General features: G+C 69.4%; 24 protein-coding genes and 2 pseudogenes. 14 read left to right on the top strand and 12 right to left on the bottom strand.

All coding sequences use genetic code 11. From position 1 onward, the window contains the following. Nucleotides 1–39: 39 nt before the first annotated feature. The 3 genes from ABZV58_RS12775 to ABZV58_RS12765 all read left to right on the top strand — a co-directional run bounded on the left by ABZV58_RS12775 (nucleotide 40) and on the right by ABZV58_RS12765 (nucleotide 2,397). Nucleotides 40–918 (top strand): oxidoreductase, encoded by an 879-nt coding sequence (locus ABZV58_RS12775; RefSeq protein ID WP_355000282.1) that lies wholly within the window; start codon nucleotides 40–42, stop codon nucleotides 916–918. Nucleotides 919–1,070: 152 nt separating this feature from the next. Beyond that, on the top strand, nucleotides 1,071–1,220 hold the full coding sequence (locus ABZV58_RS12770; protein WP_355000281.1) for a hypothetical protein: 150 nt from the start codon (nucleotides 1,071–1,073) through the stop codon (nucleotides 1,218–1,220). An 85-nt stretch (nucleotides 1,221–1,305) separates the two neighbouring features. Further along, on the top strand, nucleotides 1,306–2,397 hold the full coding sequence (locus ABZV58_RS12765) for a 3-deoxy-7-phosphoheptulonate synthase (protein ID WP_355000280.1): 1,092 nt from the start codon (nucleotides 1,306–1,308) through the stop codon (nucleotides 2,395–2,397). Nucleotides 2,398–2,519: 122 nt separating this feature from the next. Here ABZV58_RS12765 and ABZV58_RS12760 read toward each other — a convergent pair whose 3' ends face one another. Continuing rightward, on the bottom strand, nucleotides 2,520–3,155 hold the full coding sequence (locus ABZV58_RS12760) for a class I SAM-dependent methyltransferase (RefSeq protein ID WP_355000279.1): 636 nt from the start codon (nucleotides 3,153–3,155) through the stop codon (nucleotides 2,520–2,522). An 86-nt stretch (nucleotides 3,156–3,241) separates the two neighbouring features. Then, nucleotides 3,242–3,842 (bottom strand): annotated as a pseudogene (locus ABZV58_RS12755) (GNAT family N-acetyltransferase). 104 nt (nucleotides 3,843–3,946) lie between these two features. On the opposite strand from ABZV58_RS12755, the gene ABZV58_RS12750 reads away from it, so the two are divergent. Then, nucleotides 3,947–4,867, top strand: coding sequence for a sigma-70 family RNA polymerase sigma factor (locus ABZV58_RS12750; protein WP_355000278.1), 921 nt, complete (start codon nucleotides 3,947–3,949; stop codon nucleotides 4,865–4,867). A 46-nt stretch (nucleotides 4,868–4,913) separates the two neighbouring features. On the opposite strand, the gene ABZV58_RS12745 is transcribed toward ABZV58_RS12750, so the two are convergent. Beyond that, nucleotides 4,914–5,132 carry a hypothetical protein gene (locus ABZV58_RS12745; protein WP_355000277.1) on the bottom strand — a complete coding sequence of 73 codons (219 nt, stop codon included), beginning with the start codon at nucleotides 5,130–5,132 and terminating at the stop codon, nucleotides 4,914–4,916. A 177-nt stretch (nucleotides 5,133–5,309) separates the two neighbouring features. Here ABZV58_RS12745 and ABZV58_RS12740 point away from each other — a divergent pair, with 177 nt between their 5' ends. Continuing rightward, nucleotides 5,310–6,497: a pyridoxal phosphate-dependent aminotransferase gene (locus ABZV58_RS12740; protein ID WP_355000276.1), complete on the top strand. Its 1,188-nt coding sequence runs from the start codon at nucleotides 5,310–5,312 to the stop codon at nucleotides 6,495–6,497. Between the two features lie 21 nt (nucleotides 6,498–6,518). Further along, the gene (locus tag ABZV58_RS12735) at nucleotides 6,519–7,076 is read left to right on the top strand and encodes a dihydrofolate reductase family protein (protein ID WP_355000275.1); all 558 of its coding nucleotides are present in this window, start codon (nucleotides 6,519–6,521) and stop codon (nucleotides 7,074–7,076) included. An 11-nt stretch (nucleotides 7,077–7,087) separates the two neighbouring features. On the opposite strand, the gene ABZV58_RS12730 is transcribed toward ABZV58_RS12735, so the two are convergent. Further along, nucleotides 7,088–7,765, bottom strand: a complete 678-nt coding sequence (locus ABZV58_RS12730) for a CPBP family intramembrane glutamic endopeptidase (protein ID WP_355000274.1) — start codon at nucleotides 7,763–7,765, stop codon at nucleotides 7,088–7,090. Nucleotides 7,766–7,938: 173 nt separating this feature from the next. Next, nucleotides 7,939–8,625 (bottom strand): trimeric intracellular cation channel family protein, encoded by a 687-nt coding sequence (locus ABZV58_RS12725; protein ID WP_355000273.1) that lies wholly within the window; start codon nucleotides 8,623–8,625, stop codon nucleotides 7,939–7,941. Nucleotides 8,626–8,736: 111 nt separating this feature from the next. Here ABZV58_RS12725 and ABZV58_RS12720 point away from each other — a divergent pair. After that, nucleotides 8,737–8,844: pseudogene (locus ABZV58_RS12720) on the top strand (SAM-dependent methyltransferase); the annotation flags it as partial. Between the two features lie 260 nt (nucleotides 8,845–9,104). Here the strand turns inward: ABZV58_RS12720 and ABZV58_RS12715 are convergent. Beyond that, nucleotides 9,105–9,749, bottom strand: a complete 645-nt coding sequence (locus ABZV58_RS12715) for a LysE family translocator (RefSeq protein ID WP_355000272.1) — start codon at nucleotides 9,747–9,749, stop codon at nucleotides 9,105–9,107. A gap of 351 nt (nucleotides 9,750–10,100) precedes the next feature. Between ABZV58_RS12715 and ABZV58_RS12710 the strand changes: the two genes are divergently transcribed. The 4 genes from ABZV58_RS12710 (at nucleotide 10,101) to ABZV58_RS12695 (ending at nucleotide 14,625) form a co-directional block, all read left to right on the top strand. Then, nucleotides 10,101–11,759, top strand: coding sequence for a DNA repair helicase XPB (locus ABZV58_RS12710; protein WP_355000271.1), 1,659 nt, complete (start codon nucleotides 10,101–10,103; stop codon nucleotides 11,757–11,759). 40 nt (nucleotides 11,760–11,799) lie between these two features. Then, complete coding sequence (locus ABZV58_RS12705; protein ID WP_355000270.1) at nucleotides 11,800–12,468, top strand: DUF3239 domain-containing protein; 669 nt, start codon at nucleotides 11,800–11,802, stop codon at nucleotides 12,466–12,468. Nucleotides 12,469–12,525: 57 nt separating this feature from the next. Next, nucleotides 12,526–13,164, top strand: a complete 639-nt coding sequence (locus ABZV58_RS12700) for a LysE family translocator (protein ID WP_355000269.1) — start codon at nucleotides 12,526–12,528, stop codon at nucleotides 13,162–13,164. 69 nt (nucleotides 13,165–13,233) lie between these two features. Continuing rightward, nucleotides 13,234–14,625 (top strand): M1 family metallopeptidase, encoded by a 1,392-nt coding sequence (locus ABZV58_RS12695; RefSeq protein WP_355000268.1) that lies wholly within the window; start codon nucleotides 13,234–13,236, stop codon nucleotides 14,623–14,625. A gap of 2 nt (nucleotides 14,626–14,627) precedes the next feature. Here the strand turns inward: ABZV58_RS12695 and ABZV58_RS12690 are convergent, their stop codons facing one another. After that, nucleotides 14,628–15,479: a hypothetical protein gene (locus tag ABZV58_RS12690; RefSeq protein ID WP_355000267.1), complete on the bottom strand. Its 852-nt coding sequence runs from the start codon at nucleotides 15,477–15,479 to the stop codon at nucleotides 14,628–14,630. A 292-nt stretch (nucleotides 15,480–15,771) separates the two neighbouring features. On the opposite strand from ABZV58_RS12690, the gene ABZV58_RS12685 reads away from it, so the two are divergent. Continuing rightward, on the top strand, nucleotides 15,772–16,299 hold the full coding sequence (locus ABZV58_RS12685) for a hypothetical protein (RefSeq protein WP_355000266.1): 528 nt from the start codon (nucleotides 15,772–15,774) through the stop codon (nucleotides 16,297–16,299). Here the strand turns inward: ABZV58_RS12685 and ABZV58_RS12680 are convergent, their stop codons facing one another. Continuing rightward, a complete protein-coding gene (locus ABZV58_RS12680) occupies nucleotides 16,300–18,597 on the bottom strand; it encodes a helicase-associated domain-containing protein (protein ID WP_355000265.1) in 2,298 nt (765 codons plus the stop codon). Nucleotides 18,598–18,823: 226 nt separating this feature from the next. Here ABZV58_RS12680 and ABZV58_RS12675 point away from each other — a divergent pair, with 226 nt between their 5' ends. Continuing rightward, a complete protein-coding gene (locus ABZV58_RS12675) occupies nucleotides 18,824–19,012 on the top strand; it encodes a hypothetical protein (RefSeq protein WP_067840224.1) in 189 nt (62 codons plus the stop codon). Nucleotides 19,013–19,092: 80 nt separating this feature from the next. Here the strand turns inward: ABZV58_RS12675 and ABZV58_RS12670 are convergent, their stop codons facing one another. Continuing rightward, nucleotides 19,093–19,722 carry a resuscitation-promoting factor Rpf1 domain-containing protein gene (locus tag ABZV58_RS12670; RefSeq protein ID WP_355000264.1) on the bottom strand — a complete coding sequence of 210 codons (630 nt, stop codon included), beginning with the start codon at nucleotides 19,720–19,722 and terminating at the stop codon, nucleotides 19,093–19,095. Between the two features lie 378 nt (nucleotides 19,723–20,100). After that, nucleotides 20,101–20,343 (bottom strand): hypothetical protein, encoded by a 243-nt coding sequence (locus ABZV58_RS12665; protein ID WP_355000263.1) that lies wholly within the window; start codon nucleotides 20,341–20,343, stop codon nucleotides 20,101–20,103. Between the two features lie 202 nt (nucleotides 20,344–20,545). Between ABZV58_RS12665 and ABZV58_RS12660 the strand changes: the two genes are divergently transcribed. Beyond that, nucleotides 20,546–20,971 (top strand): cold-shock protein, encoded by a 426-nt coding sequence (locus ABZV58_RS12660; RefSeq protein WP_355000549.1) that lies wholly within the window; start codon nucleotides 20,546–20,548, stop codon nucleotides 20,969–20,971. A 101-nt stretch (nucleotides 20,972–21,072) separates the two neighbouring features. On the opposite strand, the gene ABZV58_RS12655 is transcribed toward ABZV58_RS12660, so the two are convergent. Next, entirely contained in the window at nucleotides 21,073–21,603 is a 531-nt protein-coding gene (locus ABZV58_RS12655) for a DUF2771 domain-containing protein (protein ID WP_355000262.1), read from the bottom strand. Continuing rightward, nucleotides 21,600–23,429, bottom strand: a complete 1,830-nt coding sequence (locus tag ABZV58_RS12650; RefSeq protein WP_355000261.1) for an MFS transporter — start codon at nucleotides 23,427–23,429, stop codon at nucleotides 21,600–21,602. Before ABZV58_RS12650 ends, ABZV58_RS12655 begins: the two co-directional genes overlap by 4 nt. Nucleotides 23,430–23,505: the final 76 nt, after the last annotated feature.

The following is a 23,505-nucleotide window of genomic DNA, read 5'->3' as shown; positions in this document are numbered from 1 at the left end:
GGGGCGACGGGTCGCGCTTCCGGGACTAAACTTCCCGGCATGACCCGTTGGGACGCCTCGAACATCCCCGATCAGACCGGCCGGACGTTCATCGTCACCGGCGCGAACAGCGGCTTGGGCGCGGTGGCGGCGCGTGCGCTCGCCGGGGCGGGGGCCGATGTGGTGCTGGCCTGCCGCAACGTCGCCAAGGGGGAGAAGGTCGCCGCCGAGCTCGGCGAGCGCGCCACGGTGCGCGCGCTCGATCTGGCCGATCTCTCCTCGGTGCGCGAGTTCGCCGAATCGGTGGACCGAGTCGACGTGCTGATCAACAACGCGGGCGTCATGGCGGTGCCCGAGGGGCGCACCAAAGACGGCTTCGAAATGCAGGTCGGCACCAACCATCTCGGCCACTTCGCGCTGACCGGCCTACTGCTGGACAAGGTCTCGGACCGGGTGGTCACGGTGTCCAGCGGCGCGCACGCCATCGGCAGGATCGACCTGGACGACTTGAACTGGGAGCGCAGGAAATACCAGCGCTGGGCCGCCTACGGGCAGGCCAAGCTGGCCAACCTGATGTTCGCCTACGAGTTGCAGCGCAAGCTGACCGCCGCCGGTTCCGGCAAGATCTCGGTGGCCGCGCACCCCGGCTACGCCGCGACCGAATTGCAGTCGCACACCGAGTCGCTGCTCGACCCGATCATGTCGGTCGGCAACCGGCTGTTCGCGCAGAGCGCCGAAATGGGCGCGCTGCCAGAGCTTTACGCCGCCACCGTCACGCCGATCGAGCCGGGCGCGTTCTACGGCCCCACCGGACTCGGCGGCATGCGCGGCTACCCGGGCATCTCGGGTTCGACCAGGCAGTCCCGCGACGAGGCCGTCGCCAGGGGGCTGTGGGAGTTGTCGGAGAAGCTCACGGGCGTCACCTACTCCTTCTCCTGACGGTGGACGCGCTACGCCGAGCAGATCGCGCCGCGCTCATCGCACTGATCGACGTCGACAACCGGATGAACGTCGTCGCGGGCGGGTAGCAGCCGGATCAGTGGAGCTGATCACGTTCCTGGCCTCGGGGCCGGTAGCCGACGAGTATCGATGTGACGACCGACGCCGTCTCGATCATGGAAATTGGCCCCTGCGTCACCCGGCTGCCAACGCCTGGTACAGTGACCGACGTGCAGCGCGCGTATTTCTGGTTTAGCAAGCCGGCCCTGGGTGGGTCGGTCTGCGGCAACCACATGCGCTGACTTCTTCCACCCCGAGCCGGATGATGGACCGGCTCGACGGTATTCATGTCCGTGGGTCGGCCTTGACGAAAAGGAACCCACACAGATGACAACCGCAGCCGACGTCGACGCGCGGCATTCCGATCTCGACGACCAGCGCACCCTCTCCGTGAGCCCGTTACGCTCGCCGGCCGAGGTGCGCATGGTGCACCCGATCAGCGATGCGCTGGCCGACACCGTCCGCGCGGGCCGCAAGGCCACGGTGGACGTGCTCGACGGCGCCGACGACCGCCTGATGGTCATCGTCGGCCCGTGTTCCGTGCACGATCCCGCGGCGGCGCTGGACTACGCGCGGCGGCTGGCCGAGAAGGCCGCCGAGCTGAGCGACCGGCTGCACGTGGTGATGCGCGTCTACTTCGAGAAGCCGCGCACCAGCCTCGGCTGGAAGGGCCTGATCAACGACCCGCACCTGGACGGCTCGTTCGACGTCAACACCGGTCTCGGCATCGGTCGCAAGGTGCTCGTCGACATCACCGCCCTCGGTCTGCCGGTGGCCTGTGAGTTCCTCGACCCGATCACCCCGCAGTACATCGCGGACCTGGTCTCCTACGGCGCGATCGGCGCGCGCACCGCGGCCAGCCAGGTGCACCGTCAGCTGAGCAGCGCGCTGTCCATGCCGGTCGGCATCAAGAACGGCACGGACGGCGACGTGCAGGTGGCCGTGGACGGCGTGCGCGCCGCGGCGGCCAGCCACGTCTTCCCCGGCACCGATCTCGACGGCCGCTCGGCGCTGATCCGCACCACCGGCAACCCCGACTGCCACGTGATTCTGCGCGGCGGCAGCACCGGCCCGAACTTCGACGCGGCCTCCGTCGCCGAGGCCTGCCTGCGCCTGGAGAAGGCGAGCCTGCCGCAGCGCATCGTGGTGGACGCCAGCCACGGCAACAGCAACAAGGACCACAACAAGCAGGTCGACGTGGTCACCGACATCGCGGAGCGCATCGCCGGTGGCGAGCGCAGCGTCGTCGGCGTGATGCTGGAGAGCTTCCTGGTCGCGGGGCGTCAGGATCTCACCCTCGGCCGCGCCGCGGACCTCACCTACGGCCAGTCCATCACCGACGCCTGCATCGACTGGTCCACCACCGCGGCCCAGCTGGACCGCCTCGCCGACGCCGTCGCTCAGCGCCGCGCGGGCTGACCATCCTTTCGACGCCTCACAGCGCCAGCGAGCCTGTGAGGCGTGTGAAAGGGGGTGACGAGCCAATGCCGGATGTAGGTGGCCTTCGGTCGGCTACCGCGCCGAGCATTCCGGACGCGGCACTAATCCAGCTCGCCGATCACGCAGAGCAGATCGCCGGAGGCGACGGTGCGCTCGGTGAACCCGGCCTGGGCCAAGTGTTCACCGAGCCGCCCCGGCGGCGGCTTCGGCGATGCCGCCGCACCATCCGGATCGCCGTATCCGTAGCAGAGGTAGAGCACGCCGCCCTGCGCGAGCAGGCGCCGGATCAGTGCGAGTTCGGCGGTGGGCCGTTTGGTCCAGAACAGGTTGACGTTGACCGCGAGGATCTTGTCGAAGGCGTCGATCCCGAAATCGTCGAGCACCTGTTCCGGTCGCAGTCCAGTCAGCTCGGCGTGCACCAGACCGACGCGGCCCGGATCACCATGCGACGCTTCGCCTTCGCGCGGCTCGGTGCCGCCTGTGCGCGAACTTCGGGCGCGGGTGCTCTCGCCGGGCGGTGCGCCGTGGACCGATGGATCGAGCCCGGCGGCGCGCAACCGTTCCGCCGCGCGAGTGATCGCCGTCGCGGAGCGCTCGACGCCGATGACGCGCCCCTCGGGCACTCGGTCGGCCAGCAGCGACAGCGACGGGCTCGCGCCGGGGCCGATCTCCAGGACCCGATCCGCGCGCCCGAGCGTCATCGTGTCGGCGAACCAGTGGAAGCGTGCGTCACCCACGGCCGACCGTCCTTTTACCCCCGGTTCGCGCGTTGTCGTCTGCGGGTCCGAGCGCCGGGGCGTTCACGAACCAGCGATTCCCGTCATCACCCATGGGGGACAGTGTCGCGGAGCGCCGGGAACTCCGCGGGCCAATCGGCGACCTGGCCCGGCGGATCGCTGTGCAGGCGCGCCGCCAGCCACTCGTCGCGCCGGACGCCGCGCTGCCACCCCCCCGAGCCGCGCCAGACCCTCGTAGCGAAACCCGTTGCGGCGCACCGCGGCCGCCGACGCGTAGTTGCCGACGAACGCGCGCCAGCTGATCCGAGCCAGTCCCATGCCGTCGGCGGCGAAGCCGAATGCGCAGACCACCGCCACCGCGCGCGACATGTGGCCACGGCCGCGGTGCTCGGGGCCGAGCCAGAAACCGATCTCGCACGCGGTCGGGTCTTTTTGCTCGAGGCCGATCATGCCGATGACGGGTCCGTCCGCCGCGAGGCGCAGCGCCCAGGTCGGGCTGCGCGCGGCCCAGCCCGGTACGACGAAGTCGGCGAAGAATTTCTCGGCGTCCGCCGGGCCGTACGGCACCGGGATCGTCGTCCACTCGCCGATGGACGGGTGCTGGCAGCGGGCGATGATGACATCGGTATCGGCCGCGGTGGGCGGGGAAAGCCAGACCGCGCCGTCCGAGAGCGTGCGGATCTCCATCGAGCCATCGTGACACGGACGGGTCGACGGGGGCATCCGGTTATCGGATGACCGGATGGATACCGCGGTGATCGCCCGACCAAGCGGACCGTAGAATCGGCCCGATGGTTGCCGCTCTTCTCGCCGACTTGTTCGAATCGCATCGGGCTCATTTGCTTTCCGTCGCCTACCGGCTGACGGGCAGCGTCGGCGACGCCGAGGACGCGGTGCAGGAGAGTTTTCTGCGGTTGGCGGGGACCCACCAGTCCGAGATCGACGATCTGCGGGCTTGGTTGACCACCGTGGTGAGCCGAATCTGCTTGGACCACTTGCGCAGTGCGGCGTCGCGCCGGGAAACCTATGTGGGGCAATGGTTGCCGGAGCCGATCGTCACGGGCGTCACGCCGTCGAGTACGCCGGATCCGCTGGAATCGGTGGTGCGCAGGCAGGAATACCGCATGGCCGCGATGGTCGTGCTGGATACCCTCACCCCGCCGCAGCGGGTGGCGTTCGTGCTGCACGACGGGTTGGCGGTGCCGTTCGACGAAATCGCCGAAGTTCTCGGCGTCTCCGCGGATGCCGCGCGGCAGTTGGCCGTTCGGGCGCGCAAGGCGGTCGATGGCGTGCCCGCCCCGGTATCGGACGACGAGCACGAGGCGGCCGTTCGTCGCTTGCTCGCGGCGCTGGCGACCGGCGACGTCGCCGCGGTCGCTCGTGCGCTGCACCCGGATTCGGTGCTGATCGGCGACGCCAACGGCACCACCTCCACGGCGGTGAACATCGTCGGCGGCGCGGAGAAGATCGCCCGCTTCATGCTGGGTCTGGTTCGCAAGTACGGCATCGGCGACACCGATCAGGCCGCGACTCGCTACGAATTCGCCACGGTGAACGGGCAATTGGGGCTCGTGATGAATCTGGACTCGGAGACCGAGGAGCAGGATTGGCATCCGGCGCGGGTCGTCGGTTTCACGGTGCGCGACGGATTGGTCTGGGGCACTTACGATCACGCCAACCCCGCCAAGCTGACCGGCGTGCGGCTGGCCTGAACCGCCGGGCCGGACCCTCATCGCCCGACCCGGCGGATCGGACGGGTCAGGGGGTCGTCGAACCGGTGAACCAGTCGCCCGTCGAGGATCCGGTGCCGCCGTTGCCGGTGGTGGATCCGGTGAACCAGTCGCCGGTCGACGATCCGGTGAACCAATCACCGGTGCCGGCGATCAGATCGTGCGCCACTTCGCGAATCAGACCGAGTACGGTTCCGGCGACCTCCGACGCGGCCGGATGCAGTACGAGGTCGAGATACGAGGCCATGAGCGCCCCTTTCGAGACACCGCCGCGGGGCGGCGGCTTGTGAGATAGAACACGGCGAGGCTAGCTGCCCATGGGAGAACGCACAACAGCGCAGGTAGGGGCATCAAAAAGAAAGTGAAACATAGCCTTTCGCTATCTGATGGCAACAATGGCGATCGCTCCGCTACTCTCCGGGGTATGCCCGCACGCCCCGCGACCGTCGCTCGCCTCCGCCCCTTCGCCGCCACGATCTTCGCCGAGATGACCGAGCTCGCCGTACGGCACGAGGCGGTGAACCTCGGTCAGGGCTTCCCCGACACGGACGGGCCCGCGGGCATGTTGGAGGTGGCCAGGCAGGCCATCGCCGACGGCGTCAACCAGTACCCCCCCGGGCGCGGCATGCCGGTGCTGCGCCGCGCCATCGCGGCCGACCGGGCCCGCCGCTACGGCACCGAATACGACCCGGACACCGAGGTGCTCGTCACCGTCGGCGCGACCGAGGCGGTCAGCGCCGCCATGCTCGGGCTGGTCGAGCCGGGTGAGGAGGTGGTGCTGATCGAGCCGTACTACGACTCCTACGCGGCGGCGATCGCGCTGGCGGGCACGCAGCGGCGCACGGCTCGGCTGGTGGCCGACGGCGATCGTTTCGTCTTGGATCTGGACAGCCTGCGCGCCGCGATCACCTCGCGGACGCGGATGCTGGTGGTCAACTCGCCGCACAACCCGACCGGCACCGTCCTCGACCGCGCCGATCTGACCGCGATCGCCGAACTGGCCTGCGAGCACGACCTGATCGTGCTCACCGACGAGGTCTACGAGCACCTCGTCTACGACGACAACGAGCACATCAGCCTGGCGACGCTGCCCGGCATGGCCGAGCGGACCGTCGTGGTGTCCAGCGCCGCAAAGACTTTCAGCGTCACCGGCTGGAAGATCGGCTGGGCGTGCGGCCCCGCCTACCTCATCGACGGCGTGCTCGCCGCCAAGCAGTTCCTCACCTTCGTCGGCGGCGGGCCGTTCCAGCCCGCTGTCGCGCACGCGCTGACCAACGAGCTCGACTGGGTCGCCTGGTTGCGAGATGTTCTCTCCGACAAGCGCCTTCGCCTCTCCGCCGCCCTCGCCGACGCGGGTTTCGACGTGAAGGTCAGTGGCGGAGGCTATTTCGTCTGCGCCGACCTCAGGCCGACCGGCCGCGCCGACGGACTCGAGTTCTGCCGGGAGATCCCGGAACTGATCGGCGTCGCCGCGGTGCCCGTCAGCGTCTTCGCCGACGACAAGCCCGCGTGGAATCACCTGGTGCGGTTCACCTTCTGCAAGCGCGACGAAACCCTCGACGAGGGCGTGCGGCGTCTGCGCGCCGCCGTCACGATGACCGGCAAACGCTGACCGAAGGTGTCAGGTTTCGGTGTGAGGATCGAGACCATGACGACCCAGTACTACACCGCGGCCAGTCTCGACGGCTACCTCGCCGACCGGGACAACTCGCTGAGCTGGCTGTTCGCCGTCGCCGACGCGGACTCCGCCACCGATGACATCGGCGTGTTCCTCAGCGGCGTCGGCGCCATGTGCATGGGCGCGACGACCTACGAGTGGATCACGGCCAACGAATCGCCGCAGTACTGGCACGACAACTACGGTGACCGGCCCTGCTGGGTGTTCACCCACCGCGAGCTGCCCGCCGTTCCCGGCGCGAATCTGCGTTTCGTCTCGGGTGCCGTCGAGCCGGTGCACGAGCTGATGGCCGAGGCGGCGGGCGAGCGGAATATCTGGATCGTCGGGGGTGGCGAGCTGGCCGGGCTGTTCGCCGACGCGGGTCTGCTCGACGAGGTGATCGTCGGCATCACGCCGGTGACGCTGGGAGGCGGAGCGCCGCTGCTGCCGCGCCGCATCCTGTCCGATCGGATGACGCTGTTCGACGTCCAGCGAATGGGGCAGTTCGCGCGGCTCACCTACCGCCTGAGCTGAACTCGGTCGAATCAGCTCGCGCCGTGGTAGAGGAAACCGCCGAGGCCGATGGTGAAGGCGAGGCAGCCGTACAGCGCGTGCTCGACCGACACCACCAGCAGCGAGCCGGTCCGCCGGTACCGGTAGCCGAAGAGCACGCCGCCGACCAAGGTCAGCGCCACAGCGATCCAGTTGCCGAAGATGATGTGCGCGAAGCCGAATGCGGCGGCGTTCGCCGCGACCAACGCCCACCCGGTGCCGAAGGCGGGCGCGTACCGCTGGAACAGGAACTTCCGGAAGATCAGTTCCTGCGGATACACCGAGAACAGCGGATAGAACACCATGACCATCGCCCACAGCAGCGGTTCGGTGCGCGGCAGCTCGAAAAGCCGGTCCGGGCTGAGCACGGCGAGCGCGACACCGATGGCGACGGCGGCGGCGACCCACAGGGCGAGCATCGACGGCAGCACGGCGCGCAGCGAGCGGAAGTGATCGCGGAGCCCGTAGGTGGGCACCCGCTGTTCGCGCAGCCAGAAATGCGCGCCGACGGCGAGCACGATCAGGAACGGAATGGGGCTGCCCGGACTGCCCAGCGCGGCGTAGCCGCCGACCAGCCCGAAGTAGAGCGCGGCGAATTCGACGGCGAGCCAAGTCATTCGGCGGCGATCGCGCGCCGGGGGAAGGTCCTGCCGCAGCTCGGTGGCCGTCACGTTTCCGAGATTACGGGTGGGCGCAGGAGGTCGCCATGTCTCTTTCGGTCCAGCGGCGCTGGGTTGGTTGGGCGCGAGGCGCTGAGTTCATCGGCCGTGGGGCGCTGGGTTCGTTGGGCGCGGGCGCGCGTCGGTTCGGCCCGGGTCGGCGTGGCCTTTCGGCTGCGCGTCGTTCAGTCGGGAGAGCGATCGAGGCGGCCAGTGTTGCGCCGGGCCTGCGGCGCGTGCCAGCCGTAGCGGCGAGCCAGCAGGCGGAAGGCGATGGCGAGGAAGGCGGCGAGCAGACCGGTCCACGCCCAGTAGGCGTCGAAGTGCAGCAGCGTCGCGGTGGCGGCCGCGCCGAGCAGCGCGGGCACCGCGTACAGCTCTTGGTCCGGGCGCAGCACCCGCGGCACCTCGCCGCCGAGCACGTCGCGGATGACACCGCCGCCGATCGCGGTGACCATGCCGAGCAGCGCGGCCGTCGGCGCGCCGACGCCCTGGGCATAGGCGACCGCGGTACCGGTCACGCAGAACAGGCCGAGCCCGACGGCGTCGAAGACCTCGAGCGGGCCGGTGAGCCGGTGCGACGGGTGCTTGAAGAAGATCACCAGCGCCGTCAGCAGGGACGCGCACAGGTAGGTCAGGTCGGTGAAGGCGGCGGGCGGCGTGCGCCCGATGAGCAGGTCGCGGATGACGCCGCCGCCGAGCGCGGTGCTACAGGCCAGCACCGCCATGCCGAAGACATCCATGTTCTTGCGGACGGCGAGCAGCGCGCCCGAGGCCGCGAACGAGACCACCCCGAGCAACTCGCCCATGCGCTGGGCGGCGTTCACGGCGGAATCCAGCTGCGTGGCCATGACGTCCAACCCGGCGACCATGGAACCGCTCCTTTCACCCCTTCTTCGCTCAGCAGGTTTGCACGTCGGTTGCGCTGTGAGTTCCGCGACACCCGATTGCCGATCGGCGAGCGGTCGCAAACGCGTGGCGATTCGTCCGCCGAATCGTGGCCGCCCAACGTCGCCAAGGCCACCGGCCTGCCGCACCCGATGGGCGTCGTGGTGGTCGCCGACTCGGACGAACCACCGTTGCCCTTCGCCGCCGAGTATCGGGACCGGCTGCTCGAGCTGCATCGGGAGATCGAAACCGAAGGACTGCTCGTCGCCCACTCGGCGCGCGTACTGATCGAGGCCCGCAAACCGGCCTGAGATCAGGCCCGTCGATGCCGTCGGGACGGAGCGGACGAGCGGTGTGCCCGCCGAGCCGACTCGGGTAAGGCCCGCGCCGAGCGGAACCGGGGACCGCGACGAGCCTGGCCCCGCGCCGGGATGGGACGCGCCGGGATAGGACGAGCCGCGCCTCAGGCCGGTGCCGGGCGGGCGCGGTCGGTCGCGAGCAGCACCGCGACCGAACCGAGCATCGTGCCCATCACATACCGCTGCGCGCGCAACCACAGTGGCCGACCGGTCAGGAAGCCGGAGATGGAGCTCGCGCCGAGCACGATCAGTCCGTTCACGGTGAGCGCGACGGCGATCTGGATCGAGCCGAGGGACAAGCTCTGGAGCCAGACCAGACCCCGGTCGGGCGCGACGAACTGCGGGATCAGCGCGAGATACATGATCGCGATCTTCGGATTGAGCAGGTTGGTGACCAGGCCCATGGTGAACAGCCGCCGGGCCGGATCGGCGGGCAGCTCCGAGGGCGCGAACACCGAGACGCCGCCAGGTCGCAGCGCCTGCCAGGCCAGCCACAACAGATACGCCGCCCCGGCCAGCTTCACCGCGAGATACAACCCGGGCACCACCGCGAACACCGCGGTGATACCGGCCGTCGCCGCGGCGAGATACACGCCGAAACCGGCCGCCACCCCGGCCAGCGACACCAGCCCGGCCCGCCGCCCTTGGGATACCGTCCGAGAAACCAGATACATCATGTTGGGCCCGGGTGTGAGCACCATGCCGAGCGCGGCCGCCGCCACCCCGACAATCGCCGCCGTCTCGATCATGCCCCCGATCGTCGCCGACCGCGCCCCACCCCGTCTCGGTCCACTTCGACTCCGCTGGACCCTCACCGTGACCGGCGCAACGGAACAAAACGCCCGTGCCGGACGCTGGTAGATCAGGAGCCGAAGCCGCCGCGCGCACCCACCGCGGCCTGCGGGTTGTCGGTGGCCTCGGGAAGAATGGGCCGAGCAGGCGCACGACCGTGCATGAATGGAATGAGCGCACGTCCGTATTCGGCAGGTGTACTTGTGCGGAGACGGCGCCCAAGCAGACCCTGTCTTCCCGTTGCCAGGCACTCACGCGGAGAAGCACCCTATGTGCGGGTTCACCTGCCCCCGATACGAGGAGAGACTGTGACCGACGGTCCGTTGATCGTTCAGAGTGACAAGACGCTGCTGCTGGAGGTCGACCACGAGTTGGCCGACACGGCGCGTCAGGCCATCGCGCCGTTCGCCGAGCTGGAACGCGCGCCCGAGCACGTGCACACCTACCGGGTGACGCCGCTCGCGCTGTGGAACGCGCGTGCGGCCGGGCACGACGCCGAGCAGGTGGTCGACGCTCTGGTCAGCTACTCCAGGTACGCGGTGCCGCAGCCGCTGCTCGTCGACGTGGTCGACACCATGGCCAGGTACGGCAGGTTGCAGCTGGTGAAGCATCCCGCGCACGGCCTCACGCTGGTCAGCCTGGACCGCGCGGTGCTGGAAGAGGTGCTTCGGCACAAGAAGATCGCCCCGATGCTCGGCGCGCGCATCGATGACGACACCGTGGTGGTGCACCCGTCCGAGCGTGGGCGGATCAAGCAGATGCTGCTCAAGATCGGCTGGCCCGCCGAGGATCTGGCCGGGTACGTCGACGGCGAGGCCCATCCGATCGAGCTGGACTACGCCGGCGGCCACTGGCACCTACGCGACTACCAGCAAATGGCGGCGGACTCGTTCTGGGCGGGCGGCTCGGGCGTCGTGGTGTTGCCATGCGGCGCGGGCAAGACGATGGTCGGCGCCGCGGCGATGGCCAAGGCCAAGGCGACGACGCTGATCCTGGTGACCAACACCGTCGCGGGCAGGCAGTGGCGGCGCGAGCTGCTGGCCCGCACCTCGCTGACCGAAGACGAGATCGGCGAGTACTCCGGCGAGCGCAAGGAGATCCGGCCGATCACCATCGCGACCTACCAGGTGATCACCCGCCGGACGAAGGGTGAGTACAAGCACCTCGAGCTGTTCGACAGCCGCGACTGGGGCCTGGTCATCTACGACGAGGTGCACCTGCTGCCCGCGCCGGTCTTCCGGATGACCGCGGATCTGCAGTCCCGGCGCAGGCTCGGCCTCACCGCCACCCTGGTGCGTGAGGACGGCCGCGAGGGCGACGTGTTCTCGCTGATCGGCCCGAAGCGCTACGACGCACCGTGGAAGGACATCGAGGCGCAGGGCTGGATCGCCCCGGCCGACTGCATCGAGGTGCGGGTGACGCTCACCGACGCCGAGCGGATGTCATACGCGACCGCCGAGCCGGAGGAGCGCTACAAGCTGTGCTCGACCGCGCGCACCAAAATCGCGGTGGTCGAATCGATTCTGGCCAAGCACAAGGATTCGCCGAGCCTGGTGATCGGCGCGTACCTGGAACAGCTCGACGAATTGGGCGAGCACTTGAACGCGCCGGTGATCCAGGGTTCGACGAAAACCAAAGAGCGCGAAGAGCTTTTCGACGCGTTCCGGCGCGGTGAGATTCCGGTGCTGGTGGTGAGCAAGGTCGCGAATTTCTCCATCGATTTGCCGGAAGCTTCGGTGGCGGTGCAGGTTTCGGGAACTTTCGGTTCGCGCCAGGAGGAGGCGCAGCGGCTGGGCAGGCTGTTGCGTCCCAAGCACGACGGCGGTCAGGCGCATTTCTATTCGGTGGTCGCCCGGGACACGCTGGACGCCGAATACGCCGCGCACCGGCAGCGTTTTCTGGCCGAGCAGGGGTATGCGTATCGCATTACGGATGCCGACGACTTGCTGGGTCCTGCCATCGGATAAGTGGAGGCAAATCCTCCGCAACGTGTGCTAGGAAAGAGACGTGCGACGCTTCGAATTCGCGGTGGACCGCAGGCACGCCCATGCGGTGAACGAAGTGTTCGCCGACCTACGCCGGTTGCGCATCGCCGCGATCGCGGCCGCCGTCATCGCCGCCACCGTGACGGCCTATCTGATCTGGCTGAACCACCCGTGGTCCTATCTGCTGGCGGTCGCCTTCGCGCTCGGCACGGTGACCGCGCTGTGGGTGGCGCTGTGGTCGCCGCACCGGTCGAGCATCGATCGCCTCTACGCCGACGGTGAACTCGTGCCCGCCGTCGTCTCGGAGACCTATCCGACCGGCGTCGTGCTGCTCGCGCTCGTCGACGTGTCGACGCCCGAGGCGACCGATCCGCGCTACGCCTTGGTGATCCGCAAGGTGCGTGATCTGCCAGGGCACGAGAAGCGCGCGGGCGAGCGGGTGCCGTCGGTGGCGATCCGCACCGACCGCGCGCCGCGCCAGGTGGGGGAGCGCTGGCAGTCGGTGAGCGCCATGCCGATCGCCTGGGGGACCAGGGACGACCGGGTCATCGCCAAGGCGCGCGCCGCCATCAGCGAGGTCGAATGGCGGCTGCTCACCGACAATCTCGCGCTCGCCGCGCAGGTGCGCCGCACCTCGGCCAAGCGCCTCCTGCTCGATCCGCAGCAGCTGCCGGACGATCTCGGCAACTGAGCGCGCCGCCTTCGCGCGACACGCCGTGTGCCGTCCGCGGCGAAATACACTGCCGTGATGGTTCCCATGACCAACCTGTTGGCGTTCATGGCCGCAGCCACCCTCATCGTCGTGATCCCCGGCCCCGGTGTGCTGTTCACCGTCGGGCGGGCGCTCGCCCTCGGCAGGCGGGCCGCGCTGATCTCGGCCGTCGGCCACTGCGCGGGCGTGCTGATCTGCCTGGTCTTCGTCGCGATCGGGCTCGGCACCTTGCTCGCCGCCTCGTCGCTCGCGCTCACCGTGGTGAAGTTCGCGGGCGCGCTGTATCTGGTCTACCTGGGCGTGCAGGCGATCCGCGAACGCAAGGCTTTGCGCGACGCGCTCGGCGCGAGCGTGGACACCGGCGCCGACGGCCGCGTCTTCCGGCAGAGCGTGCTCGTCGGCGTGACCAACCCGAAGGGGATCGTGTTCTTCTCCGCCGTGCTGCCGCATTTCGTCGATCCGGCGACCGGTTCGCTGCCTTTGCAGTTCGTCGTTCTCGGGACGGTGTTCCTTGCCATCGCGCTGGTGTCCGACAGCGCGTGGGCGTTGCTGGCCGCCTCGGCCCGCAGCTGGTTCGCCCAGTCGCCGCGTAGGCTCGAAGCCGTCGGCGGAGCGGGCGGCGCGATGATCGTCGGACTCGGCGCGTCGGTGGCACTCAGCGGCACCGCGGACTGAACCGGCTACCATCCACCTGCGCGGTACGCCGGTACCGGTATGGGGTGCGGTGAGAGGGGCGGTTGTCGAATGAGGTTGTCCGGCTTGGTAAGTGCCGCGGTCGCCGCGGTCGTGCTGACGGCGGCGGGACCGGCGAACGCCGACCCGTTCGTCGGTGCGCCAGGGCTCGGCGATCCGTACTACCCCATGGACGGCAACGGCGGCTACGACGTCCGCCACTACGACGTCACCATCGATTACGACCCGCCGAGTCGCCTGCTCGACGGCAGCACCCGCATCGACGCCGTCGCGACGCAGGCGTTGCGCGCGTTCAATCTCGACTTCGCCGGGCCGCCCGTGCGGATGGTCTCGGTGAACAACCAGCCCGCCTCCTTCGACCGCAACGGCGAGCACGAACTCACGGTCACCCCGCTGCTGCCGATCCTGCCCGGCTTGCCGTTCACCGTGACCGTCGATTACGCGGGCGAGATGACCAGCACCGTGGGCGAGGGCTGGACCTTCGCGCCGAGCGGTGGCGCGTTCGTCGCCGGTGAGCCGCACTCCGCGACCACCTGGTACCCGCTCAACGACACCCCCTTGGACAAAGCCACCTTCGCGCTGCACGCGACCGTGCCCGCGGAGTGGGAGGTCATGTCCAACGGATACCGCACCCGGAACTCGGTGCATGCCGACAAGCGCACGGTCAGTTGGGAATCGCGCTCTCCGGTCCTCGGCTACCTGACCACCGTCGCGATCGACCACTTCTCCTACCTCGAGCAGCAGCGCGCCAACGGCATGCCGCTGCTGAGCGCCTTCGCCCCCGACGCCGAGCACAACCGCGAGCTCGAGGCGCGGCTGCCCGAGATCCTCGATTTCACCGAGCACCTCTTCGGCCCGTACCCGTTCGACGCGGCGGGCGGCATCTACGTCGACGCCGACATCGTGTTCTCCTTGGAGACCCAGACCCGCCCGATCTACGCGCCGTGGACCGATCTGCAGACCGTGGTGCACGAGATCGCGCACCAGTGGTGGGGTGACGCGGTATCGGTGCGGCAGTGGTCCGACATCTGTCTCAACGAGTGCTTCGCCAGTTACACCGCCGACTACCTGTGGCCGGAGCGGATGGAGGGCAAGGACGTCGACGCCCAGTACCGCGAGACCATCGCGAAGTGGTACGACGAACAGACCTTCTGGGATATCCCGCTGGAAAACCCCGGCGCCGGTTTCGAGTTCACCTCGGTCTACTACCGCGGCCCGCTCTTCCTGCACGCCCTGCGCAAGCAAATCGGCGACGACGTATTCTTCGGCGCGTTGCGGGAATTCCTCGCCCGACACGCCTACGGCAACGCCTCGATGCCCGAGTTCCGCGCGTTCGTGCAGTCGAAGACCGGGACGGATCTGCGCGGATTCTTCGACGCGTGGCTGAACCAGACCGCACCGCCCGCCGACGAGTACCTCTTCCCTGGCGACCTGCGGCTCTGAGCTCAGCCCTCCACGCGCGCCCGCGCCCGTTCCACCCAGCGCCGCACCCGATCGAGTTGCCGCTGCGCCGAACGCAACTCGTCCTGCGCGCCGCGTTCTGCGGTGCGGGCGAACTGTTTCTCCTGTTCGGCGTGCTCGAGCTCGGCGCGCAGCGCGGTGATCCGCTCCTCGATCTCGGTGCGCCGCGCGGCCGTCTCGTCGGCCTCCCGCTGCGCCGAATCCATGGCGGCGTCAGCTGATTCGAGCGCGGCGCGGGCGTCTTCCAGTTCCTGGCGAGCCTCCGCGTCGGGTTCCTCGGTCTTCGGTTCCTTGCCCTTCTGTTCTTTGCGCGCCTGCTTCTTCGCGGAGCCCTTGCCGTCGATCGCGACCAGCTCCGGCCCGGCCGGACCGAATCCCTCGTAGCTCGCGGCGGTGGCCAGCGTGCCGGTGCGCACCTGATCGGCCACCTCCGGGTCGGCGAGGGCCGCGGTCAGAGTCTGGCCTACCTCGCGCAGCACGCCTTCGTTCACCGGCTTGCCCGCCTCGGCGGCCAGCGCCCCCGCCCGCCGGGACAGCGCGTTGACGACCTGCTGCCGCTGGGTGGTCAGCGTGCGCAGCTGGTCGCCGGACAGTTGGCGCTGCGCCGTGCGCAGGGCGTCGCCGAGCCGAAGCAGGGCGTCCACTTCGTCGGGTACCGAGCGGGCGAGCAGGTTCACCGTCCACGCGGTGACGGTCGGTTTGCGCAGCTTGCCGATGGCGGACGCGAGCTCCTTGTCGCCGGACTCCTTGGCCTCGGCGACCCGTGCGGCGCGCGCCGCGACGAACTCGGAGGGCTCCACTGCGTACAGGTCGCCTGCGACGTCCTCGAGCGTCATACCTGCCAAGCGTAACGACTCGCCGTGCGCCGACGACACAGTCGACGTATTGGACGAACGTCCACCAAGTGGGCGATCTGTGGAAGGCATTGCCAGTGAACTACTTTGGTCTGCAAATGCTCGGTCAACTGCTCCCACGCGTGCTGGGATTCGCCATCCTCGGGATGTACGGCACCATTCTCTGAACCCGCCCCGGCCGCGCGCTGGACCGAGTTGATGCGGTCACCGCGATCGTGCGGGTATCCTCACCGCGTTCACGCCCGTGAACGTATTCGGTGAGAGAGGTTTTCCCGTGAAGTTCCCAGGAACGAGGCTGCTGGCACGTGTCGTGCTCGCCCTCCTGGCGGTGGCCGCCCTCGCGGTCGCGGTGACCGGCTGTTCGACGATCGACAACGCAACCAAGTCCGACGTGGCCAAGACGAAGGTCGGTGACTGCATCAACATCACCGACAACTCGCCCACCGCCACCAAGGGCGAGCCGGTCGAGTGCTCCTCGCCCAAGGCTGTGTACAAGGTGCACCAGAGCTTCGACCAGAAGACCGAATGCGCGTCGAAGGAGTACACCAGCTACACCGAAGAGCTGGCCAGCGGCGGCACCGCGTTCCTGTGCCTGGCGCCGAACTTCGCGCAGGGCGCCTGCTACAACGACGTCGCGACCTCGCCGTACAAGTGGGTCGACTGCACCTCGACCGAGGCGACCTTCAAGGTCCTGCAGCGCGTCGACGGCCAGACCGACGAACTGCTCTGCGAGAGCGCCACGGAGTTCATCACCGTCTCCGACCCGAAGACCCTGTTCTGCGTGGGCAAGCCCAACAGCTGATCACTCGAGCAGTGCGACCGACGCGATCCGGTGCAACGTGAAGTGCCGGACCGCGCCCGTCACCGGGTCCAGCGCGTCGAGTTGCCCGTTGCCGACTTTCAACGGCTCGACGACGCGCTGGGACGCGACGCCCGAGGCGTCGACGTAGCCGATGTTCACCGGCCGCCGCACCCGTGCCGCCAATTGCAGCAGCGCGAGTGTGGCGGCCGTGCTCGTTCTGGTGCCGTCCGTGCGCACCGACTGACCCGAGCGCGCGCTCGCCGCGCGCTCGCCCGCCCTGAGCTCGGCGACGAGCAGCTCGAGCTGTTCGGTACTCGGCGGCGACGGCCGGTAGGCCTGACGCGCGTTCGGCCGCACCGAGATGCGCGCGCCGCGGGTGCGCAGATCCACGATCGCGCCCGCCGAATCCTCGCCCGCGGGCGCGAACCCGGCCGCACGCAGCTGTTCGAGCACCTCGCCGAGCGGCGCCTGCGAGATCGCCACCGTCGGCGCCACCGCACGCAACGCGAGCGCGCCCGCGACCGGCGCCGCCAGCACCTGCGCGAGCAGCGTCGGATCGTCGCTGCGCACGAACGACTGCGCCATGCCCGCGCGCAGCCTGCCGTGCCTGCGGGCCACGTCATCGATGAGATAGGTCAGCGCCTGCGGGATCGGCGTGCGGGAGTGCGTGGTGAACAGCGTGTGCAGCTCGGCGGCCGTCAGCCCGGCGTCGAGCGCGCGCCGCACCGAGTCCTCGCCGATCCGATAGACCGTTGCCGCGCCAGCTGATTCGACGTCGGCGACGAGCGCGACCCGCTGTTGCAGCTCGGCCGTCAGCGGGCCGGGGGCGATCACCGTCAGGTCGGCCTGCACCAGGACGTGGTCGACCGGGGCGGGCAGCGCCTCCTCCATGGCGGCCTCGGCGTCGGCCGCGCTGGTCACCGCGCCGTGCAGCAGCGCGCGGCCGGGCGAGCCGAGCGCGCCGCGTCCGATCAGACCGACCTCGGCCGCCTCGCGCACGGTGTTCTCGATCGCCTCGCGCCGGAAGTGCCTGCGCCAGCGCGGCTGTCGCCAGGCCAGGATGCGGCCGATGTCGGTGGGGTCGAGCGCGCTGCCGGACGGGAATTCGGCGAGCAGTTCCAGAATGGCGCGCCGGTCCCGTGGCGCGGTCGGGGTGCGCAGCTCCAGGGAGAGTGCGGCCAGCGGCTTGTCGTTGGCGTCGCGCATACCGATCATCCACGGCATCCGGTCCAGATCGAGCCACACCATCGCGAGCACGGTCCAGCGCCGCGCGGCGGGCCCTTCCAGCCAGGCGTCGGCGGCGGGCGTCGGCGCCCAGTAGTCGTCCACCGAGTCGAAATCCGGCGGCGGGTCCGGCTGGCCCTTCTCGATGAGCTTCGCGGCCGCCAGCAGTTCGACGAGCAGGCCTGCTCGCGTCTCGTCGATGCCGGTCTGCTTGGCGACTCGGCGCAGCTCCCGTACGCCGAGTCCGCCCGCGCGCAGTGCTGGTGCGGGCGTCTGCCCGAGCGCCTCCAGGATGTCGGTGCAATGGCGCAGCAGCTCGCCCACCTCGCCCGCCGCGACGGCGTTGACGTCGGCGGGCGCGTACTTGGCCGGCTCCGGCTTCGGGGGCGTCAGCGCATGCGGATGGGTGACCGGCTCGCGGCGCAACACCTGGCCGACCGTGATCGGCAGTTCCACGGTCTCGTCGTCGATCCGGTGCAACAGCCTGCGCGCGAGCAGCTGCTGAACCGGACGGTCGGCGGGGGTGCCCGGCGCGGCGTCCTTGGTGCGACCGCGCGGACCGGTGCTCGCCAGTTTCTCCAGCAGGGCGCGTTCGGCGGGGGATACCGCGGCAAGCGCCGTGACGACCTCGGCTTCGGTGAGCGCGTCGGGCAACTCGGTGGTGCTGCCGATCGGCCACGGCAGGGCTTCGGCCGCCGCGGCGCTCGAGTGCAGATCGTCACCGTCGAGCCAGACCAGGGCGCGGGCGGTCAGACGGTCGAGCGACTCCTCGATCGCGGCCTTGGTCGCGCGTCCTTTCAATTGCGCGTGCAGCGCTTTTCGGGTCAGCGGCGTGCCGTCGCCCGGCGCCCTCGAGGCGCCGTGCACGGCAAGCGTTTCCACGATGGCGAAGTCGAGGGTGTTCAGATCGTCGGTGGCGCGCAGCACCGACGCGCGCTGTTCGGCCCTGGCCGCCAGCACCGCCATCGAGGAGGGCAGCGGCACAGCGAGATCGGGCCGCAGCTGCAGCAGCCGCACCAGCTGGTCGTCGCTGCGCGCCCCGAGCCACGCGGCAAGGGCACTGGTCAGAGTCATCCGATCCAGCCTAGTGCGATGCCAGCCCGCTCGCCGGACCAGGACACTTTGTTCCATCGCAGATGCCGATATGCCTGACGCGACGACAGATTTCGCACGGCCCGGGTAACTCACCGGGGACGGGCTGACGTCACCCTCGTCTCAACCGCCGGTCGCCAACACTGCTCGGCCGCGCACCTAGGTCTGGCCTGAAACGCGGAGAGGCGGGGGAGCTAGCATGAGGGGCGTGGTGAACAAATCTAAGAAGCCCTATGTCGACAACGGTTGGCCCCAGGTGGCCGATGGTGATCACGCGGTCACCGAGCTCTCCTCGACCCGGTCCGGTGGCCTGTCGCCCTACGGCGAGGACACCGAGTTTCCGGTTCCGGCCGAGCAGCTGGCCTACGTGCACCCGCACACGGTGATCAACCGCTGATCTCGGCCGACCGCGGCCGCAGGTACGAACAAGGCCCCCGCATCCTCGTTGATGCGGGGGCCTTGTTCGTGAAACGAGACTCAGGAGGGCAGCAGGCCCTTGTTCGCCTCGTAGAAGTTCACGACGGCGGGATCCAACGTGACCCCGTTCGCCTTGGCGGCGTTGAAGAAATCGAGTGCGGGCTGCGGAATCTGCACGCCCTGCTGCTGCACCGCGGCGATCGCGCGGTCGACGGCCTGGAAGATCTCTTGGTTGGCGTCGGCGGCCTGGGCCTGCGGTGCGGACGGCTCGGGGTTCCAGCGCGGAGCCTCCGCGCTGGCCGGAGCGCTGCGCTCGGTCGGGGCGCTCTTCAGCCCCAGCTTGGCCGAGCACGACGGCCAAGCGCCCCAGCCTTGCGAGGCCAGGACCTTTTCGGCGACGACGATCTGCTCTTCGCGGGAGGCCTGGTTGGCGGTGGCCGCGAACTCCTGGCCGCCGTGCGAGTTCCAGGTGCTCGGGGAGAATTGCAGGCCGCCCTGGAAACCGTTGCCGGTGTTGATGCCCCAGTTGCCGCCGGCTTCACACTGTGCGAGGCGATCCCAGTCGGAGTCGGGAGCCGCGCTGGCGTTTCCAGCGAGGGCCACACCTGCGGTGCCGAAGATCGCGCCGGTGACGGCGACCTTGGCTACGGTGCGCCCGGTGGAGGTCGGCTTGCGATGGCGTCCACTCATATCGGGTGTCTTCCTCTCGTCCGCACCTGCGAGGTTTCGCTCGGGTTCGGACTGAGAGGTCGTCCGTCCCGCCCTCGCCCCTGTTATCCGTCGGGGTCCGGTACCCGCGGGGCGAGGTTCGGTGCGGCGGGCCGGTGGTGCCGGGTGTCCCGGCTGGGATAGACCGTACGTCGATCCGCGCGAAAAATCACTATTTGGTAACCGGCGTGTACGCGCGGGTCTCGATGTGGTCTCGGTGGGTGCGTGACCGCTTCCGCGCAGCTAGGAGGCGCGACACGCCGCTGCTCTAGCACTGTTGCCCCTCCGTGACCTTCCCGTGATGTGACGAGGATCACACCTTGGAGTGGGTAACGAACCGGTCGGGTACTCAGTTCGCGGTCATCTGGACCGGCGGCCGGACCACAGCGCGAACACCAGCGCGCAGAGGAAGCCGACGGGCGCGAGCATCGCGAGCAGGTACAGCCACAGTCCCGGCAGGCCGTCGGTGAGGATCGGCGTCAGGAAGATCGCGATGACCGCCAGCAATCCGATCGCGAACAGAGCGAGCGCGAGCTTCAACAACCAATCTCCGGAGCGGCGCGGCGAGTCGCTCGGCGGCGGCGGCGCGGAAGGGTTCGTCACCTCTCGACCGTAAAACTGATGTGCTTCGGTTATTGCCACCGGGGTAGACTCGATGACAATCGCGTCCTACAGGCTTGTGGGGCGCGTTCTTTTCGCAAACTGACAGGAGCTGCTCCCGGCGGGAATTCGCCGCGCAGTTTCGAGCAGACGGATGTGCTCGGACCGTCCGGGTCCGGGTGTCGATGATGAACGGGTGAGCGCAGTGCCGACCGGCAGGGTGAAGTGGTACGACGTCGAAAAGGGCTTCGGCTTCCTTTCCCAGGACGAGGGTGAGGACGTCTACGTCCGCTCGTCCGCGCTGCCCGACGGTGTCGAAGGCCTGAAGCCCGGGCAGCGCGTCGAATTCGGCATGGCGGCGGGCCGTCGCGGTCCGCAGGCGCTGAGCCTGAAGCTGCTCGAGGCGCCGCCGTCGGTGCGGCAGGGCCAGGAACGCGATCGCGGCAACCGCAAGGAACCCGCCGGTCCGCGCCGCACCCCCGACGAACTGCACGGGATGGTCGAGGACATGATCACCCTGCTGGAGACCAAGGTGCAGCCGGACCTGCGCAAGGGCCGGTACCCGGATCGCAAGTCCGCGCGCACCATTTCCGAGGTCGTCCGGGCCGTCGCGCGGGAACTCGACCACTGATCGACACAGGTCGATAGCCCCGCGCACGGCCGGAGCGAAGGCGGCGATACGCATTTCGACCGATCCGCCGGGATGCCGTGCGCGCCCGGCGGATCGAGCGGTCAGGCCGTGCGGATCGACCAGGCGGCGTGCGGAACGGTTGTCTCCCTGCCGCTCTCGTCGATCGCGGGCACCGGCAGCTGCAATTCCACTCCGATGAGGCGGAGTTCGGGCAGCGGACGCGAATCGATGGTCAGCGCCAGCGTGCCGTCGGGGTAGTCGTTGTGGCTGATGACCCGATCCACGATGTCGCCGTTCGGCAGCGCGTAGACCAGCTGCGCCAGCCACGGTGCCTCCGCGATCGAATGCGGCAGCGACAGTTGCAGCGGGTAGCCCGCGGGCACCTCGAGATCGACGGATTCGCCCTGGCGGCAATTGGATAGGTCGAGCTGGTCGTCGCCGACGATCCGGATGTCGCAGTACTGGTACGGCGGCACGGTGACCGACTTGCCGTACGCGTAGGCGGTGATCTCGGGGTCGTGCTCGGGCGCGTTGCGCACCGCCACGATCACCACGACGGCGGTAACCGCGACTACGAGCGTCAGCGCGACACCGACCAGCGCGGCGACGGTGCGGCCAGAGAGCTTGTTCACCAGATCGGATCTCCCGTTTCTCGTTGGATGCCGTCGCCGTGCGGTTTCCGCGCCGCGGGCACTTCCTGTTCCGCGTGCTGCGGCCGGTTCCCGCCGAAGCCGGGCAACAGCGAATGGCCGCGGTAGCTGACGAAGGTCTGGATCAGTCCGAGCACGAGTATTCCGGAAACGACCGCGAAGCCCTTCCAGTAGTCGGTCGGCAGCAGCACGCCCGCCGCGCCGCCGACCACCCAGCTCAGTTGCAGCACGGTCTCCGAGCGGCCGAAGCCGGAGGCGATCGACTCCGGTGGCAGATCGTCCTGGATCGAGGCGTCCAGCGACACCTTCGCCAGCGCGCTCGCGCCCGCCGCGACCAGGGTCGCGACCGCCGCGCCGAGCAGGTTGTCGGCGAAGATCGCGAACACCGCGACCCCGGTGCACGCGGCGGTGCAGCCGAGCACGATCAGCGAGGGCCTGCCGAGCGCCAGGCGGGCGCCGGTGGCGTTGCCGGTGAAGTTGCCGATCGCGGCGGCCGCGCCGACCAAGCCGAGCATCGCCGCCTGTTGCACCGGCCGGTGCTCGGTCGCCTTGGCGACGAACGCCACGTAGAAGGTGAGGAAGCCGGTCAGCACGCGGATGGCGCTGTTGCCCCACAGTCCGGTGACGACGGCGCGCCCGAGCGGCTGCCTGCGTTTGCGCGCGGGCACAGCGGACTGCGCGCCCTCGCGCAGCACCTCGGTGTTCGCGTCGTCGCCGTGATAGCTCAGGGTCGCGGGCACTTCGCCCTCGGTCACCTCCACCCACCGCGGGATGCGCAGACTCAGATAGGCGCCCGCGCCCGCGATGAGAACGGCGAGCACGAGCGCGCCCGTGGAACCCGTGATCGCCGCGACGAGCGCCGCGATGCCGCCCGCGCCGATGGTGCCGCCGACCAGACCGAAGACGGTGAGCCGGGAGTTGGTGCGCACCAAGTCGATATCCGGCGGTAGCACGCGCGGTGTCACGGCGCTCTTGAGCACCGAGAACGACTTGCTGCCGATCATCATGCACAGCGCGAGCGGATAGAGCGCCCACGTGTCGAACTGCAAGATCAGCACCACGGCGAGCACGGCGCGCGCGCCGAACGAGGTGGCGAGTGCCAGCCTGCGGCCGCGCTGCAATCGGTCCAGCAGCGGGCCGATCAGCGGCGCGATCACCGCGAACGGCGCGATGGTGATCAACAGGTACAGCGCGACCTTGGACTTGCTCTCCGCGGTGGCGCTGGCGAAGAACAGCGTGTTGGCCAGCGCCACCGCGATCGCGGCGTCCAGCGCGAAGTTCGCCATGGTGGCGTAGGTCAGCGCGGTGAGGCCGGACTTGTCCGCGCCGTCGGCCTTGGCCGCGCGCTGGAAGGTGGCAATGCCCTTCTCGGTCAGCTCCCGGCCGCGCAGCGCGGCGACCCTGGTGACGGTCAGCTTGCGCGGTGTGCGCTGTTCGGGCGGCGGTGCGGCCGGTTCCGGCTGCGCCGGTTCGGGCGGCAGGTCCGGCGCCTCGAAGCGCTTGGTGTCGGCGGGCTGCCGTCGGAAGACGCGGCGCGAGGTCTTCCGTGTCGGCTCGTCGTCCTGCCCTCGGCGGCCGAGCTCGCGTGTTCGAGCGTGCGGGTCGGGCTCCTGCGGCGTTTTGCGCAATGGACCGAGCGGACCGCGCTGGGGTGCGTTGCGGCCGGGATCCAGCGGCGGCAGCGGCCTGCGCCGGGCGGGCGCGTTGGGCGGGGGATATCGGTCGTAGCCGGGATGCCGTTCGATCGGCGGCTCCTCGCCATCCCATGGACCACGCTCGGGACCGAAGGGATCGCGCGGAGTAGTCACCACTCAATTCTGTCGTACTACGGCGAGAGGAACGCACCGGCGCTCCTCGTTGTCGGGCAGAAGTGACGTTCCTCGC

Source organism: Nocardia sp. NPDC004654, from assembly GCF_040609595.1.
Lineage (GTDB): Bacteria > Actinomycetota > Actinomycetes > Mycobacteriales > Mycobacteriaceae > Nocardia.
Note: the sequence above shows the minus strand (reverse complement) of the source record. Positions and strands in the feature narration are given on the sequence as shown.

Bases quoted from the DNA above. Each gene is read 5' to 3' on its own strand.
- ABZV58_RS12775 (WP_355000282.1), top strand. From the start codon at position 40: ATGACCCGTTGGGACGCCTCGAACATCCCCGATCAGACCGGCCGGACG.
- ABZV58_RS12765 (WP_355000280.1), top strand. From the start codon at position 1,306: ATGACAACCGCAGCCGACGTCGACGCGCGGCATTCCGATCTCGACGAC.
- ABZV58_RS12750 (WP_355000278.1), top strand. From the start codon at position 3,947: ATGGTTGCCGCTCTTCTCGCCGACTTGTTCGAATCGCATCGGGCTCAT.
- ABZV58_RS12745 (WP_355000277.1), bottom strand. From the start codon at position 5,132: ATGGCCTCGTATCTCGACCTCGTACTGCATCCGGCCGCGTCGGAGGTC.
- ABZV58_RS12740 (WP_355000276.1), top strand. From the start codon at position 5,310: ATGCCCGCACGCCCCGCGACCGTCGCTCGCCTCCGCCCCTTCGCCGCC.
- ABZV58_RS12725 (WP_355000273.1), bottom strand. From the start codon at position 8,625: ATGGTCGCCGGGTTGGACGTCATGGCCACGCAGCTGGATTCCGCCGTG.
- ABZV58_RS12715 (WP_355000272.1), bottom strand. From the start codon at position 9,749: ATGATCGAGACGGCGGCGATTGTCGGGGTGGCGGCGGCCGCGCTCGGC.
- ABZV58_RS12700 (WP_355000269.1), top strand. From the start codon at position 12,526: ATGGTTCCCATGACCAACCTGTTGGCGTTCATGGCCGCAGCCACCCTC.
- ABZV58_RS12695 (WP_355000268.1), top strand. From the start codon at position 13,234: ATGAGGTTGTCCGGCTTGGTAAGTGCCGCGGTCGCCGCGGTCGTGCTG.
- ABZV58_RS12690 (WP_355000267.1), bottom strand. From the start codon at position 15,479: ATGACGCTCGAGGACGTCGCAGGCGACCTGTACGCAGTGGAGCCCTCC.
- ABZV58_RS12680 (WP_355000265.1), bottom strand. From the start codon at position 18,597: ATGACTCTGACCAGTGCCCTTGCCGCGTGGCTCGGGGCGCGCAGCGAC.
- ABZV58_RS12670 (WP_355000264.1), bottom strand. From the start codon at position 19,722: ATGAGTGGACGCCATCGCAAGCCGACCTCCACCGGGCGCACCGTAGCC.